Source organism: Streptococcus sp. 79 (assembly GCF_013277425.1).
Lineage (GTDB): Bacteria > Bacillota > Bacilli > Lactobacillales > Streptococcaceae > Streptococcus > Streptococcus pseudopneumoniae.
On the sequence record NZ_VMMW01000026.1, the window covers coordinates 1 to 15,756 of the forward strand.

The window sequence follows — 15,756 nt, forward strand, 5'->3', positions numbered from 1 at the left end:
TAGCTTCTTTTGGAATTGTGACAGTGACTTTACCATCTTTATCTACTGTGATAACTCCTGGTTGGTCACTTTCGAAGGTTGTTCCCGTTGGAATGTCCTTACCATTTTCTTCTGTTAATGGAATTTCCACCTTAGTTCCTGGTTTGCCATTTCCATCATTGTATTTCGGTGTGTAGATATCTTTATCTTGTTCACCTACTGTAACCGTTACTGGAACTTCTTCTTTCGAGCCATCTGGATAGGTTACCGTTACTTTGCCGGTAATCTTGTTTCCTGGTTTAGCTTCTTTTGGAATTGTGACAGTGACTTTTCCATCTTTATCTACTGTGATAACTCCTGGTTGGTCACTTTCGAAGGTTGTTCCTGTTGGAATTTTCTTACCATTCTCTTCTGTTAATGGAATTTCCACCTTAGTTCCTGGTTTGCCATTTCCATCATTGTATTTCGGTGTGTAGATATCTTTATCTTGTTCACCTACTGTAACCGTTACTGGAACTTCTTCTTTCGAGCCATCTGGATAGGTTACCGTTACTTTACCGGTAATCTTGTTTCCTGGTTTAGCTTCTTTTGGAATTGTAACAGTGACTTTTCCTTTATCATCGACTGTGATTCCTGGTGTTCCACTTTCGAAGGTTGTTCCTGTTGGAATTTTCTTACCGTTCGCTTCACTTACTGGGATGTCTACTGATGCTCCTGGTTTACCACTACCATCATTGTACTTCGGTGTGTAATCATCTTTATTTGGACGTCCTACAACTACTGGAATATTTACTGTATCATGTGAACCATCTGGGTATGTTACTTTCACTACCGCATTTCCTACATTACCTGATGTATTTGTTGACGGTTTACTTTGTACCGTTAAAGTTCCTGGAGCAAAGTTTTGTACTTTTTCCTTCACTTCATCATCCGTAATGTTATGGTTATACGGAACTGTTAATGTTTCTCCTGTCGGATTATATTTGCTAGCTTGCTCTTCAACAGTGATTTTTATTGTTTTTTCTGAAGAATTATTATTTTTATCATATGCTTTAATTTTTACAGTATAGAATCCTGTCGCAGCATTCGTAGTCCCTGTAATCTTGCCATTTTCATATTTTAATCCTTGTGGTAAATTGCTTACCTCTATTGGATTATTATCACGCAAGCCAACACCACCTGTATTATCTACAGCTGTTACAGGGATTGGAGTAATTGGTTCGTTTTTAGTTACTGTAGCATCTGCTGCTGTAATGGTTGGTCCCATCTTATCCCCAGCTGTGACAGTGAAAGTAAATGTTACCGGATTTGCTTTATTACCTGCTTCATCAGTAGCCTTGAAGGTAATTGTCTGCGTTTTACCAACATCTTCTGGTAGGGCTTTAAGGGTGATTTTTCTGATTTGTTTAGTCTCTGTACTTCCTTTTGCTTCTGTAAATGCTTGCGCTTTAATAAACCTATCACCGTATTTGGCTATCAAATCACTAAGATCCAGCTTAGCCTTCTTATCATCCGTCGCTGTAACTGTAAATGTTGCCTCTTGACCTTCTGTTACCGTTTGGCTTGCTGGTGTGATGGTCAAGGTTGGGGCTTGTTTGTCTGGTGCTTCTGTTGGTGTTACAGCGTCACTTCGTTCTGATTTCACCTCTCCACCATTGTTAACAATGGTTTCAGCAGTAATAGGAGAACCTGGTAAAGCTCCTTCAACTGTAACGGTTGCAGTCTCTCCATCAGTTGTTCCAGTTCCGATCAGCTTAGTTCCATCGTAAATATTAACTTTAGAACCTTTTGGCACTCCACTTCCTACATTCACTGTAAGTTGTTGTCCAGTGAGACCTTTCTTGTTCTCAAAGCCTGTAATAGTTGGTTTTTTAGGTTTAACTGTAAGCTTAACAGTTCCGTCTGAGCCTGAGTTAGCATCTTCTGATGATGAACCATCCCCATATCTGGCAATTACTTTATAAGTAAAGACTCCAGCTTGATTTGTACTTGGTTTACGATCATTTTGCCAGCTCCAAGTCATTCTTGGTGGGAAGTCTTTACCACTTTTTGAAGTGACATACTTATCAGCTACAGGGTTATCTGTATTTGGAAGACTATCTCCCACCGTTTTGGTGTGTGAACTACCTTTGATAGGGTAGGTTTCTGCGTCTGTGGTCGTCTCTAACCTAGCACCTGATGCTCCCACAATATAAGACTGATGAGTCGTTTTTCCGTATGTTGTCGTGGCAGCGTAGACACGACCGTATTTAGCCGCTTCCTCAGCAGTCACATTGTCTTTAAGTCTAATCTTCGCATGCATGTGAACAGCATGCGACAAACTTTGTTGTCCAACCTTAATCCCCAAATAATATGATAAGTCTGGATATCTACCGTTTTCTTTTTTTGTAAGAGTATTTAGAAAAGTGTCTTTTTCGTTATGCTTGAATACATCCCAGCGCTGATTATCTCTATTTACTCCTGAACGTGGATCATACAAACTGATATAATCATTATTAAAGATATACTCGTGCTGCACCCACGGATTATCGATTTTGGCTGTATTTCCATATTGTTGAAATCCGGCATTCCCATCAGAAAGCCTGTATCCACCCTGTTTAGAGTATCGAGTGAAACTCAAATCTTTTACCGTGTTAGAGTGATGCATGATATTAAAAGGAGCTTGGAAATAATACTGTTGCTGGTATGAACGTTCCACCATTTGCCGTCCATCGTTATTGAAGAAGACATCGTAGACCATCCATTTTTGTCCACCTTCTTCTTGATACCTTGCACGGATTACTGTCTTATTTCTAGTGAAATCTTCATCATTATTTCTTGTTTTGTTACCATTGTTAGTAGATGGATCAACAGAAGCAAAGTATCTGACATCAGACAAAGCACCTTCGTTAACAGTACTCGGGACAGATTCCAGAGCCCTCTTAGATCTTCTAGGTTTGTTTTCTGGCACAGATGCAGAAGCAGCCCTGTCTGAACCCTCCTCCTTATGGTCGCTCCTTTCAGAAGAGGCATTTTTATCCGCTGATTCACTTCCCTGCGGCTGACTTTCTTCTTTAGAAGAACTTGATAAGACTGCCAAGTCTTTTTCCAACTTCTCAGCAAGACTGTCAAGTTCCCCTTGACCTGCATCAGCACGGGCTAATAATTCTTTTCCTTTTTGAAGTCGCTCCTTAATAGGACTTACAACTGAAGAATCGTGCTTCGAGTCGGTAGAAAGAAGAGCACTTACCTCTTCCACTAGCTTGCTCAAGCGGCTGTTATCAACTGTAGCAGCTTTCTCTTCAGCAGGTTGAGCTTCGTTATTTGCTGAAGGCTCACTGGCTACTTCGGCTTGATTTTCATCCCTTGCCTGCCCTGCTTCAGACGACTGCTCCCCATCTTTCGGGCTAGCTAGACCAGTAGTCGATGACGACGTGTTTTGGCTTGGGCTATCTGCACTCACGACGTTGGCCCCCATAAACATAAGAGCCGCAACCGCAACAGAAGCTGCACCAAAGCTATATTTACGAATAGAGAAGCGCAAGACTTTTTCGCGTTGATGGCGCTTTACCCTACTGAGTGAATTCGATTTATCTTCCATGTTACCTCCTTAAGAAGACTAATGATATAATAAAAAATAAGTTTCCCAACTCCCACTCTTTCAGAGAGTGAAGCTAGAAACAGCACCGTGATTCTTACTAGTGAGTAAATGATAGGAGATGATACTAGGTCACCCTTAAGCCTCAAGCAACTATAATATCACAGCTATCACAGCTATCACAGCTATCACAGCTATCACAGCTATCACAGCTACATTATACCACTTTGATAAAATTAGTCAACACTTATCCTGACACTTTTATCATTTTTTTCATCGCTGAATCCCACTGAAAGTTCTATCATCAAGATAGCCATCCAGCCCTCCTAAAAATTAGATGTTTTAGAAGTAGAGGTGTCCTATTCTCGTTTCAATCTACTATAGCTTATGACGAGCCCTTCCTTTACCAGACAGATCTACAGGAAAGGAAATAAAAACGCAACAGATTGATTAGGAAATGCAAAGCAATTTCTAGAACTGTTTTAGCAGTCGCTATCTACTATCCTAGCTTCCAGCTACTCTATCTTTGACACCGGGTTCATCTACTCTTGCCCCTATTTTTAAGCACAATAAAAGCCAGTAGACTCGAGTTACTACTGACTTTCCTTCTCCGTGGTTTGGACTAGGCAGCCAAAACGTTGCGTCCTTTACGACGACGAGCTGCCAATACGCGACGACCATTTTTAGTTGACATACGGTTACGGAATCCGTGTTTGCGCGCACGACGAAGTTTACTTGGTTGATAAGTACGTTTCACGATGAATACCTCCTCATAGATTTTGTATTCGTTTAGCCGGCTATAAAGTGATCAGTTACTAAACATACTTTACCATTCTATCTGATTCTGTCACTTTTGTCAATAGCTCTAGGCAATTGTTTCCAGCTTTTTCTCATGTAAGCCCTATCTGCGATACTGTTTTAAGAAACGAGTCATCTTTTCTTGGATTTGGGCTAGTTCCTCGACACGAGGAAGGTAAACGATACGGAAGTGGTCTGGTTCCTGCCAGTTAAAACCGCGACCATGAACCAAGAGCACCTTTTCCTGCTTCAAGAAATCAAGGACAAACTGCTCATCATCATCGATACGGTACATATTGCGGTCGATTTTGGGGAAGATATAGAGACCCGCCTTGGGTTTAACGGCAGACAAACCTGGAATCTCTTGAATGGCATGGTAGATGAAGTTTCTTTGTTCATAAATCCGTCCACCAGGAAGGAGCAATTCATCGACTGATTGGTGACCACCTAAGGAGGTTTGGACGACTTGTTGGGCCAAAACGTTAGAGCAAAGGCGCATATTGGACAGCATATTGAGCCCTTCGATATAGCCCTTAACATGAGTCTTAGGGCCAGACAGGACCATCCAACCCACACGGAAACCAGCGATACGATGCGATTTTGACAGACCATTCATGCTGACACAGAAGAGATCCGGTGCCAGACTCGCCACAGGCGTATGCACATGCCCATCCATGACCATGCGATCATAGATCTCATCCGCAAAGATGATCAAGTCGTTTTGACGGGCAATCTCAATAATCTCCAGCAAGAGTTCCTTCGGATAAAGGGCTCCAGTTGGGTTGTTTGGATTGATAAGGACGATTGCCTTGGTATTGGAAGTGATTTTTGACTTGATATCCGCAATATCAGGGTACCATTCTGCAGCTTCATCACAGATATAGTGAACGGCATTTCCCCCAGCTAGGCTGACAGCCGCTGTCCAGAGAGGATAGTCGGGCATAGGCACCAAGACCTCATCCCCATTGTCCAAAAGCCCCTGCATGGACATGACAATCAGCTCACTGACACCATTTCCAAGGTAAATATCATCAATATCTACGTTTGGGAATTTCTTCAGTTGGCAGTACTGCATGATGGCCTTACGGGCTGAAAAAATCCCTTTGGAGTCAGAATATCCTTCACTATCACGCGCATTCATAATCAAGTCATGAATGACCTCATCTGGCGCTGTAAAGCCAAATTCTGCTGGATTTCCTGTGTTCAGACGCAAAATCTTTTCTCCATTTGCTCGCATCCGCATGGCTTCTTCCAAAACCGGACCACGGATATCATAAGCAACATGCTCTAACTTACTAGACTTGTTATATTCTTTCATCTTGTTTCCTCCATTCATCAGACTAGTAACATTATACCACTAGAAAAAGAATGCGACAAGTTTGCTGGAAGCTGTTACTAGATTTATATAGAAGAAAACCCTCGCTAAAAGCGAGGTCAAGACAAGTGAAATAGCAGGTGTTTTGCCAAAGAAAGATCACATACCAAAAGATAAACCTAGAAAAAGCAAGCCTAAAAAGGAGTCATAGAGAAGATTGAACATGAGGAAAAGCCCCCATATCATCAAGTAATCCCAGCGACCACTTCTTTTAGCGACTAGGAATAATACCAAATGGTAGAGTAAATGAAAGACTAAAAAGCCAACAAAACCTGGATAAAGAAGCGGAATCAACCTATCTAATTGCCAGATCATGATCACTTCTACCAAGACCGAAGCTAAGATGATTCCATAATAAAGGAAATTTATTTTTTTTGATTCTTGAAAAGAGTTTTTCATAACCACTCCTCTCCAATCTATTCTATCTTCACTCTCACTCTTTTTTATATATTTTAACATATATACATGTATATGTCGAGCGCTACCATTTTTTGAAAAATACTTTTTTTGCTTTACTTCTATAGTGAAAAGGTTTACAATGATAGTAAGAAAATTTCAGGAGGTTTCATTATGGCACAACGTTACCAAAATATCATGGTCGCAATCGATGGTTCTAAGGAAGCAGACTTGGCTTTTGTCAAGGGAGTTCATTCTGCTCTACGAAACGACGCTAAACTCACCATCGCCCATGTCATTGACACACGCGCTCTCCAAAGCGTATCCACCTTTGATGCTGAAGTTTACGAACAACTCCAAGTCGACGCTGGAAGTCTGATGAAAGAGTACGAAAAACGTGCTAAAGATGCTGGTGTGGCCGATGTTCATATCGTCATTGAAATGGGAAATCCAAAGACCCTACTGGCACGTACTATTCCCGATGCTGAGGAAGTGGACCTCATCCTCCTTGGCGCAACCGGTCTCAACGCCTTTGAACGCCTCTTGGTCGGCTCTTCATCTGAATACATCCTCCGCCATGCTAAGGTCGATTTGCTGGTGGTGAGAGAACAAGAGAAAACCTTATAATCGTAAATAAAAAGGAGCCCCCAGCTCCTTTTTGTTTACTGTTTATACTCTTCGAAAATCTCTTCAAACCACGTCAGCTTCCATCTGCAACCTCAAAAACATGTTTTGAGCTGACTTCGTCAGTTCTATCCACAACCTTAAAGCAGTGCTTTGAGCAACCTGCGGCTAGCTTCCTAGTTTGCTCTTTGATTTTCATTGAGTATTATTTCTCTCTTTATGACGCTCATAAGCCTTGAGCTGGCGCTGCAGTTCCTTTTTAATAGCAGGTTCTGGAGCATATTTTTCTTCCCAATTATCTGGTTTTAAGATTTTGTGGGTCACTGAATCAAAATGAGCCTTGCCATCTGGAAAAATTTTCCCCATATTGGCCTGGTGGACAATATCAAAAATACGTTCTGGATCCACCCCCATCAAGACAAAACTACCGTAGGTAAAGTAAAGCGTGTCAATCAAGGCATCCACTTGCCCTATCAAATCTTGCTGGGCAGGCGTCTTCTTGGCTACTTTATCTGCCGCCTTATCAAGAGCCTGATGAAGTTGCGATAGAGCTTGACCAAAGTCCTCTTCAGAAGGACTGGCTGCTCGAACAAACTCCACCAATTCTTCTATTTTAAAGCCAGCCCTATGGGTTGCACCTTCTAAATCCCAAGCTCGAGGTTCTTCTTGAGTCCGTTCATCCATCATATGGTGGAAGGTCTTGACCTTATTGAAATGATAGTCACGGCTGACAAAGACTTTTTCTGAAGCCAAAACACCAAAATGTTCCAAGGCCTTGTGGATTCCGTCTTGTTGATTGCTGGTGGTAATGTGCTTGGCAACTTCCTTGACACTGCTACTACCATTTCCCATAGCCACAGACATACCGACACCCGCCAGCATTTCAAGATCGTTATCTGAGTCACCAAAGGCCATGACTTGGTTGAGGTCAAAGCCATATTCTTTCCCGACTAGTCGAATGCCTTCCAATTTAGAGTTTCCTTGATTGATGACATCCGCAGCAAAAGGATTGCTACGTGTCAATTTCAAGTCTTCAAAATCAGCTGCCGCCTTCTCAGATTCTTCTGGCGTCATCAGCATCAAAACTTGGTAGATAGGCTGATTCATCAGATGAAGCAGGTCTTCTTCCTTTTGGGGAACAACCTTACTGACCATGCGATTAAAGGAATGACTCACCGTCCGAGTTAAAACAGAGGGAACGAAGCGACTGATTCGTTGGGAAAAAGAACCCAAACCAAAAGACATGATTTTGGAACCCAACATGGCATCCTTGGTCCCTAGGGCAATCTCCTTGCCCTCTTTTTTAGCATAGCTAATTAGATGGCGCAAGTGCAACTTGGAAATAGGGCTCGTGAACAAGACTCTGTCTTTACTAAAGATGTACTGGCCATTATAGGTTACCGCAAAATCCAGGTCCAAATCGTCCATCAATTCCTTAACAAAAAAAGGTCCTCGTCCTGTCGCTACACCGACAAGCACCCCTTGTTCTTTAACAATCTTAATCGCGTCCCTAGTGGATTTCAAAACACTCTTGCGATTGTTGACTAGTGTTCCATCGATATCAAAAAAAACAGCTTTGACTTCCATCCTATCCCAATCTCCCCTTTTGTGATACAATGATTATACCACATTTCAGAAAGAGTAAGTAAATCATGCCTAAGAAAATCCTTGTTTTACATACGGGTGGGACTATTTCCATGCAGGCCGATGCTTCTGGCGCTGTTGTGACCAGTTCAGATAATCCTATGAATCATGTATCCAACCCACTTGAAGGAATCCAAGTTCATGCCTTGGACTTTTTTAATCTGCCAAGCCCCCATATCAAACCCAAACATATGCTGGCTCTCTACCAAAAAATCAAAGAGGAAGCAGATAATTACGATGGGGTGGTGATCACACACGGAACCGATACTTTAGAGGAAACAGCCTATTTCCTTGATACCATGAAAATTCCCCACATGCCCATCGTTCTAACAGGAGCCATGCGAAGCTCCAATGAACTCGGTAGTGATGGTGTTTATAATTACCTAAGTGCTTTGCGGGTAGCTAGCGATGACAAGGCTGCTGACAAAGGAGTTTTGGTCGTTATGAACGATGAAATCCACGCTGCCAAGTATGTCACCAAAACACATACGACTAATGTCAGCACCTTCCAGACTCCAACACATGGCCCCCTCGGTCTCATCATGAAACAGGAAATCCTCTACTTCAAAACAGCTGAACCTCGTGTTCGCTTTGACCTTGATCACATACAAGGTTTAGTCCCTATCATCTCGGCTTATGCTGGTATGACAGATGAGCTGATTGATATGCTGGATTTAGAACACTTGGACGGTTTGATTATCCAAGCCTTCGGAGCTGGTAATATTCCCAAAGAAACGGCTCAAAAATTAGAAAACCTTCTGCAAAAAGGAATCCCAGTCGCTCTGGTATCACGATGCTTTAACGGTATAGCAGAACCTGTTTATGCCTACCAGGGTGGGGGCGTGCAATTACAAAAATCTGGTGTCTTCTTTATTAAAGAACTCAACGCCCAAAAAGCCCGCTTGAAACTCCTCATCGCCCTTAATGCCGGACTAACAGGACAGCCTTTGAAAGACTATATGGAAGGCTAAGACTCTTGAAAAATCTCTTCAAACCACGTCAGCTTCCATCTACAAGCTCAAAGCAGGGACTTGAGCTGACTTCATCAGTTTCATCTACAAGCTCAAAGCAGTGTGTTGCGCAGCCTTTAACCAGCCGCCTAGTCCGCTCTATGGTATTTATTAAGTCAACATCTCTTGTTTAAGAGCACAAAATCAGGAAATCTTCTCGATTCCCTGATTTTTTCTATTTCCGTTTTCGTGTTGAACGTCGTTCTGTTAATCCATGAGATAATAGAACTTCACGTTCTTCCAACACTTCCTTGTGCATAATCTTAGTCAACATACGCATACTAATGGCACCAAGGTCATAAAGAGGTTGGGCAATAGTTGTCAAGTTTGGACGGGTAAAGCGAGAGACTTGCGAATCATCACTGGCAATGATCTCAAATTCTTCTGGTACAGAAACACCCTTATCAGCCAAACCGTTCAAGACACCTGCCGCCAACTCATCACCTGTTACAATTGCTGCAGTTGCATTTGATGAAATCAAGCGCTCTGCCAAGGCATAGCCATCTTCATAAGTGTATTTAGATTCAAATACCAAGCCTTCGCTATAAGGAATATCTGCTTTTTTCAAAGCTTCCTTGTAACCAACCAAACGAACCTTACCATTGATGTCATCCACTAGTGGACCACTGACAAAAGCAATGCGCTCATTTTCTTTAGCGAGGTAGGTCACTGCATCAATCGTAGCTTGTTTGTAGTCAATATTGACACTTGGAAGCTGATGCTCTACATCCACAGTTCCTGCGAGAACAATCGGAGTACGTGAACGCGAAAATTCTGAGCGAATTTTATCTGTCAAGTGATACCCCATAAAGATAATGCCATCTACCTGCTTTGAAAAGAGGGTATTGACAACAGAAACTTCTTTCTCGTTATCTTCATCGCTATTAGCTAGGACAATATTGTACTTGTACATTTCTGCAATATCATCAATCCCCTTAGCCAAACTCGAAAAATAACCATTGGTAATATTTGGAATCACGACACCGACAGTGGTTGTCTTTTTACTTGCAAGACCACGCGCAACTGCATTTGGACGATAATCCAAACGATCAATTACCTCTAACACTTTTTTACGGGTATTCTCTTTTACATTTTTATTGCCATTAACCACACGGCTGACCGTCGCCATGGAAACACCTGCTTCACGAGCGACATCATAAATGGTTACTGTATCATCTGCATTCATTCCTTTTCCTGTCCTTTCTATCCCACACATTCTTTTACAAGTAGAGGCACCGATTAAAGCTCTATATCTACTTACAAAAGTGAAGATGTGAAAATTTCGTTTTCATATTTTTACTTATTCCATTCTATCACTAATTGTAAACACTTTCAAGTGTTTTTTGAGGATTGATTGAAAAAATTTCATAGAAAGCCTAGGTTTAGCTCCTTGCTACCACCTTAGACGAAACAAAAAGGAGGAAACTAAGCCCCCTCAAGTTACAAATTGTTTGATTGAATAATTTTAATTTTAACACATAATGGTTTTCGCGTTATGATAGTATCACAACCAACCAGATTCTTTCGCGATATTAGCTGCCTCTGTTCGATTACCTGCATCTAGTTTCGAAAGAATATTGGTGACATAGTTTCGGACTGTTCCGTTGGATAGATAAAGTTTATCTGCAATTTCTTGGTTAGAGAAACCCTGAGCAATTCCCTTTAAGACTGCGATTTCTTGTTCTGTTAATGGATTGGGATGCGTCATCACCACTTCCATCAATTCAGGTGAATACTCCTTGCGTCCTTCGAGGACGGTGTGCAAGGTTTGCATGAGGTCTGCAACGCTTCGTTCCTTTAATACATAAGCATCCACTCCAGCCTTGACCGCACGTTCAAAATACCCAGCACGCTTGAAGGTCGTCACCACAACCACCTTTGTTTCTAGCTTTTCTGATCGTATCCACTCCAAAACCTCGAGACCTGTCTTAACAGGCATTTCTACGTCAAGGATGGCGATATCTACAGACTCCTTTTCTAATAGTTGAATTGCTTCCTGCCCATTCTTGGCTTGGAGGACAGACTCTACATCTGCTTGAAAGGCAAGCAACTGGCACATAGCATCTCGCAACATACTTTGATCTTCTGCGACTAATACTTTCATCTATTTTCTCTCCTTATAAGGTAGTCGAACTTGCACTTCCGTTGGATGTTTCTGACTAATCACCTTTACCTCTCCCGAAAATGGAAGGACACGTTCTCGGACTGTATGGAGGTCACCCCCCTTTATAGAAGTAAAGCCACAGCCATCATCTCTCACTATTAGAATGAGTTCCTTCTCTGTCCGTTCTAATCTTAAGTAGACCTTAGACGCTTTAGCATGTTTGATGATATTGGTCACTAATTCAAGCAAAATCATGGAAGCCGTTGACTCCAATTCCTGAGTTAAGCTAGCTGTATCTAGTTGATTAGCTATTTCCACCTCAATTCCAGCAATTTCTAACATCTTTTTCACAGTCTCTAGTTCGGATGTCAAAGTTCTAGACTTAAGATTTTCCACAATGGTTCGCACTTCATTCATGGAATCCTTACTGATCTGGTGAATTTCTTTTAATTCCTTTTCCACCTGTGGATAAGCCTCCATCTGAAACAACTGCAAGGCTAAATCTGTCTTGACACTCAGCATAGCAAAAGTATGTCCCAGACTATCATGCAAATCCTGACCGATACGACTGCGTTCATTTTCAGCAAGCAATAGATTTATCTGGGCATTTTGCTTGACCTGAGCTTCTTTCAAATCCTCGATAAGGCGAATCCGAACCGAGCCCAAAGTCATCAAATCGACAAAAGTAAGAATTCCAAGCATATAGACTAGAAACTCAACTTCGATTCTCTGAATAATCAAAAGTCGCCCCACAACAAGGACTTGAGCAAGGAAAAATGTCCATACATGTAAAGACTTTAAACTACGCACTCTAAAATGATAAATCAAGAGATTGGCAAGGAAAAAGAAGAACCAGACATAGTTGCCATGAACTAAGACAGTATTCCCAGCTACATAGACCAGCATGATCCCCCAGAAAAGCCAAGATAGGCGCTGGTTCTTAGTTATTAAAACACCCAAATACGTCACTACAAATAGAATATCAACCAATAAATGCCAAGCAGGAAGCTCCCCAATCACTACAGGTAGGATGGGAAAAAGCATAAAAATCAAACTGGCCCAAAACATATAGTGTATGCTTTTCAGTCTTTCAAGCATTAAGCATTCTCCTTATGACCTTGAAGGTAAATAGTCAAACCAAATAAAACTGCTGAAAAAACAAGTAAATAAACTGTGGCTGATAGATTGATGCCACCCTTGTTTAAGAAGGTCTTGAGCAACTCCATCAACTGATAGGTCGGGAGACACTTACCGACTGCTTGCATCCAGTCTGGAAATAAAGAGATAGGCATCCAGAGCCCACCTAAAACAGCCAAGCCAAGGTAAAGAAGATTGCCCACGACAGACATCAGCTGACTAGTTGGTAAGAGAGTCAAGGCCAAGCCAAGCGCTACAAAAGCAATACTTCCCATAATCAGCAAAATCGCAGCTCCAACCCAGCTTGCTAAAGGCATATCCACACCTCTTACAAAATGCCCAACTGAGAAAACCACCAAGATTGAAACCAAATAATCAACCAGCATACTTGTTATCTTTGATAGATAATATTCTACCATATTTACAGGACTATGACGTAATGTTTTCTGCCAGTTGTTGATCTTATCGGTATGTAAGACAGCTGGTAATGAAAAGATAGCTGTCGACATCATGGAAAAAGCCGTCATGGAGATGAGGTAATCACGCATAAAATTCGCTGGTCCACCTGGTGTCTCCTGGTACATGCCAGAAAAGAATAAATAGAAAGCTGTCGGCATCCCTACTGATAATAAATAATAGACTGATTGCCGTTTGGTCAATAGAAATTCTATCTTGTTTAGTGCCATCCATCGTTTCATCTTAGTCATCTCCTTTTTGCGTTTCTTCAAAGATTGTATCCAGCAAACTACGATTATTAACTTCAATTTCTTGTATGCTACATCCTGCTTGAACTAACAGTTCCCAGAAAGCATCTGCTTCTCGTGTGACTACTTGCAGAGCATCTTGTTTTTGAGTCCATTTTTCAACCAAGTTAGACTGCTCAACGACTTCCTTATAAGATATAGGAAGGATAAAGTGCTTTTCTATTTCCTCGCTACGCATGGCTAGTGGTGTTGTATCGCGAATCAACTCTCCCTTATTTAAGAGCAAAATGCGGTCTGCGGTGTGTTCCACTTCCTCAATATAATGGGACGAATAGAGAATGGTGACTCCCTGCGCTTTTAGCTCCTGAACAATTTCCCAAAAGCGTTGACGAGTTGAAGTATCCATGGCAGCAGTTGGTTCATCTAAAAAGACAAGCTTTGGTCGCCCAATCAAGGTCAAGACAAAAGAGAAGAGACGCTTTTGCCCGCCTGACAATTTTTCTGCGAATTGCTCTTTCTGTTGCTGATCAAACTGCAATAGTTGATTGATTTCCTGGTTACTCAAGGAATTTGGATAAATTTTTTGAAAGAAAGCAATCAACTCTTTAACTTTTAATTTCTGAACGATTACATTTTCTTGAGGGAGGTAAGCCCTAGTATAGTCTAACTTTGAACTCGTCACTGGTAAACCTTTAATAGATACTTGACCGCTGGAGACCAATTTATCTCCGAGCAAACAGTCCAAGAGTGTGGTCTTTCCTGCTCCGTTTGGCCCAATCATGGCAACACATTCACCTTCAGCTATCTCAAAGGAAATATCCTTCAAAATAGCCTTACCCTTGATGTTTTTATGTAAGCCTTGTACCTTAATCATGTTCATAATATTCTCCTTTCAATCACTCCATTCCCATAGGGAAAACGACGAAAATCATAAATCCAAAACCCCAAGCACCACGGATGAATTGGTAAAGGAAGTCTTGATCAAACCAACCTGTAAACATTTCTACCAACCATACCAAGAGTGACAGACCAATAAAGAGATAGATAATCGCTTTTTTCATTCCTCAAACTCCTTTTTCACATCTGAGACTAATTTCAAACCTTGACATCATTCCAAATCCAGCAAAGACCTCCCAAGGAAAATGATAGAAATCCTCATCCAATCCCGAAAACATGAGATAGGTCATAACTCCTGCTGCTACTAGACTTACAGCGATAATCATTTTATTTCTTATCTCTTCTTCCTCCATTTGATACTACAATTATAGTCTTTTGAAATCAGAGGAGATAGAAGCTTCTGTCACTAGAAAATATGACAAATGTCATAAAAAATTATGTTCAAAACAAGCAAGATACACTATACAATAAAACACAATTAGAAAAATCTAAGGCAACTTCCTCAAAAGAGATATCAAACCCAATTCACACCATAATGTAAACTAATACTTATTTAAAATCAAAAAAAGTAGAAATTTTTATCAGGCAAACACATATATTATACGTTGAACAAAACCCTTCTATTGCTTTCTTAAAAATTTATAGGAGGCTAAATTTATAAGAGTTATATAATAAAATGAAATAAGAATCGAACAATTTAATTTTGGAATCCAAATCAATTTATAACAATATTTTAGAAGAGATGTTATACTATTCCAAATTCAATTTAATATAAAATCTGTTAAATTTCAATGTGGTTACCTAAACTACGGTATTTATTGAAAAGACTGGAGACAAAAAGTATACGCTGCCAAAATGAATTACTGAAAATCAAAAAAAGAGAACCAAACTGATTCTCTCTTAATGTATATAATATCTAGTTTTAAAAATACACACTCACATATCTCTGTAATGAATCGGGAAGACAGGATTCGAACCTGCGACACCTTGGTCCCAAACCAAGTACTCTACCAAGCTGAGCTACTTCCCGAGTTAAATAGAAAAATGCACCCTAGAGGAGTCGAACCTCTAACCGCCTGATTCGTAGTCAGGTACTCTATCCAGTTGAGCTAAGGGTGCTCATTATATTATGCCGAAGACCGGAATCGAACCGGTACGATCGTTACCAATCGCAGGATTTTAAGTCCTGTGCGTCTGCCAGTTCCGCCACCCCGGCCTCTCTAAGCGAACGACGGGATTCGAACCCGCGACCCCCACCTTGGCAAGGTGGTGTTCTACCACTGAACTACGTTCGCACTATTTTCTTCTATCTAAAAATGCCGGCTACATGACTTGAACACGCGACCCTCTGATTACAAATCAGATGCTCTACCAACTGAGCTAAGCCGGCTCATCTATTATATCTCAATGCGGGTTAAGGGACTTGAACCCCCACGCCGTTAAGCGCCAGATCCTAAATCTGGTGCGTCTGCCAATTCCGCCAAACCCGCAGATATGACCCGTACTGGGCT

At 41.2% G+C, this 15,756-nt stretch carries 14 protein-coding genes, 6 tRNA genes and 1 pseudogene; 2 read left to right on the forward strand and 19 right to left on the reverse strand.

The features are described from left to right. The 4 genes from HT729_RS05500 to HT729_RS05515 form a co-directional block, all read right to left on the reverse strand. The coding region (locus HT729_RS05500; RefSeq protein ID WP_172931767.1) for a YPDG domain-containing protein at positions 1 to 3,559 on the reverse strand (3,559 nt) is incomplete at its 3' end. A gap of 619 nt (positions 3,560 to 4,178) precedes the next feature. Continuing rightward, positions 4,179 to 4,313, reverse strand: coding sequence for a 50S ribosomal protein L34 (rpmH, locus tag HT729_RS05505; protein ID WP_000831907.1), 135 nt, complete (start codon positions 4,311 to 4,313; stop codon positions 4,179 to 4,181). 144 nt (positions 4,314 to 4,457) lie between these two features. Next, positions 4,458 to 5,672, reverse strand: coding sequence for a pyridoxal phosphate-dependent aminotransferase (locus tag HT729_RS05510; RefSeq protein ID WP_054388433.1), 1,215 nt, complete (start codon positions 5,670 to 5,672; stop codon positions 4,458 to 4,460). Between the two features lie 156 nt (positions 5,673 to 5,828). Next, entirely contained in the window at positions 5,829 to 6,128 is a 300-nt protein-coding gene (locus tag HT729_RS05515) for a hypothetical protein (protein ID WP_000797852.1), read from the reverse strand. A 171-nt stretch (positions 6,129 to 6,299) separates the two neighbouring features. Between HT729_RS05515 and HT729_RS05520 the strand changes: the two genes are divergently transcribed. Next, positions 6,300 to 6,752 carry a universal stress protein gene (locus HT729_RS05520; protein WP_172931768.1) on the forward strand — a complete coding sequence of 151 codons (453 nt, stop codon included), beginning with the start codon at positions 6,300 to 6,302 and terminating at the stop codon, positions 6,750 to 6,752. Between the two features lie 73 nt (positions 6,753 to 6,825). Here HT729_RS05520 and HT729_RS12400 read toward each other — a convergent pair whose 3' ends face one another. Beyond that, positions 6,826 to 6,948 carry a hypothetical protein gene (locus tag HT729_RS12400; RefSeq protein WP_275690628.1) on the reverse strand — a complete coding sequence of 41 codons (123 nt, stop codon included), beginning with the start codon at positions 6,946 to 6,948 and terminating at the stop codon, positions 6,826 to 6,828. Continuing rightward, positions 6,945 to 8,336: a Cof-type HAD-IIB family hydrolase gene (locus HT729_RS05525; protein ID WP_172931769.1), complete on the reverse strand. Its 1,392-nt coding sequence runs from the start codon at positions 8,334 to 8,336 to the stop codon at positions 6,945 to 6,947. Before HT729_RS05525 ends, HT729_RS12400 begins: the two co-directional genes overlap by 4 nt. Before the next feature lie 65 nt (positions 8,337 to 8,401). Here HT729_RS05525 and HT729_RS05530 point away from each other — a divergent pair, with 65 nt between their 5' ends. Continuing rightward, on the forward strand, positions 8,402 to 9,364 hold the full coding sequence (locus tag HT729_RS05530; protein ID WP_172931770.1) for an asparaginase: 963 nt from the start codon (positions 8,402 to 8,404) through the stop codon (positions 9,362 to 9,364). A 214-nt stretch (positions 9,365 to 9,578) separates the two neighbouring features. Here HT729_RS05530 and ccpA read toward each other — a convergent pair whose 3' ends face one another. From ccpA to HT729_RS05595, 13 genes and pseudogenes are all read right to left on the reverse strand, one after another. Then, positions 9,579 to 10,589, reverse strand: a complete 1,011-nt coding sequence (gene ccpA / locus HT729_RS05535) for a catabolite control protein A (protein WP_000990604.1) — start codon at positions 10,587 to 10,589, stop codon at positions 9,579 to 9,581. 318 nt (positions 10,590 to 10,907) lie between these two features. Then, the gene (locus HT729_RS05540; RefSeq protein WP_023937639.1) at positions 10,908 to 11,507 is read right to left on the reverse strand and encodes a response regulator transcription factor; all 600 of its coding nucleotides are present in this window, start codon (positions 11,505 to 11,507) and stop codon (positions 10,908 to 10,910) included. Further along, positions 11,508 to 12,605 carry a sensor histidine kinase gene (locus HT729_RS05545; protein ID WP_172931771.1) on the reverse strand — a complete coding sequence of 366 codons (1,098 nt, stop codon included), beginning with the start codon at positions 12,603 to 12,605 and terminating at the stop codon, positions 11,508 to 11,510. Beyond that, the gene (locus HT729_RS05550; protein ID WP_050228956.1) at positions 12,605 to 13,342 is read right to left on the reverse strand and encodes an ABC transporter permease; all 738 of its coding nucleotides are present in this window, start codon (positions 13,340 to 13,342) and stop codon (positions 12,605 to 12,607) included. The genes HT729_RS05545 and HT729_RS05550 overlap by 1 nt, the downstream gene beginning before the upstream one ends. 1 nt (position 13,343) lies before the next feature. After that, a complete protein-coding gene (locus HT729_RS05555; protein ID WP_172931772.1) occupies positions 13,344 to 14,228 on the reverse strand; it encodes an ABC transporter ATP-binding protein in 885 nt (294 codons plus the stop codon). A gap of 16 nt (positions 14,229 to 14,244) precedes the next feature. After that, on the reverse strand, positions 14,245 to 14,409 hold the full coding sequence (locus tag HT729_RS05560) for a hypothetical protein (protein WP_000709172.1): 165 nt from the start codon (positions 14,407 to 14,409) through the stop codon (positions 14,245 to 14,247). Next, positions 14,406 to 14,598 (reverse strand): annotated as a pseudogene (locus tag HT729_RS05565) (hypothetical protein). The gene HT729_RS05560 and the pseudogene HT729_RS05565 overlap by 4 nt, the downstream one beginning before the upstream one ends. A gap of 603 nt (positions 14,599 to 15,201) precedes the next feature. Beyond that, a tRNA-Pro gene (locus HT729_RS05570) sits at positions 15,202 to 15,275 on the reverse strand. A gap of 15 nt (positions 15,276 to 15,290) precedes the next feature. Next, positions 15,291 to 15,364: transfer RNA gene (locus tag HT729_RS05575), tRNA-Arg, on the reverse strand. Positions 15,365 to 15,375: 11 nt separating this feature from the next. Then, positions 15,376 to 15,461 (reverse strand) — tRNA-Leu (locus HT729_RS05580). Positions 15,462 to 15,468: 7 nt separating this feature from the next. After that, a tRNA-Gly gene (locus tag HT729_RS05585) sits at positions 15,469 to 15,540 on the reverse strand. A gap of 22 nt (positions 15,541 to 15,562) precedes the next feature. Further along, positions 15,563 to 15,635, reverse strand: a tRNA-Thr gene (locus HT729_RS05590). Positions 15,636 to 15,653: 18 nt separating this feature from the next. Then, positions 15,654 to 15,735: transfer RNA gene (locus HT729_RS05595), tRNA-Leu, on the reverse strand. Positions 15,736 to 15,756: the final 21 nt, after the last annotated feature.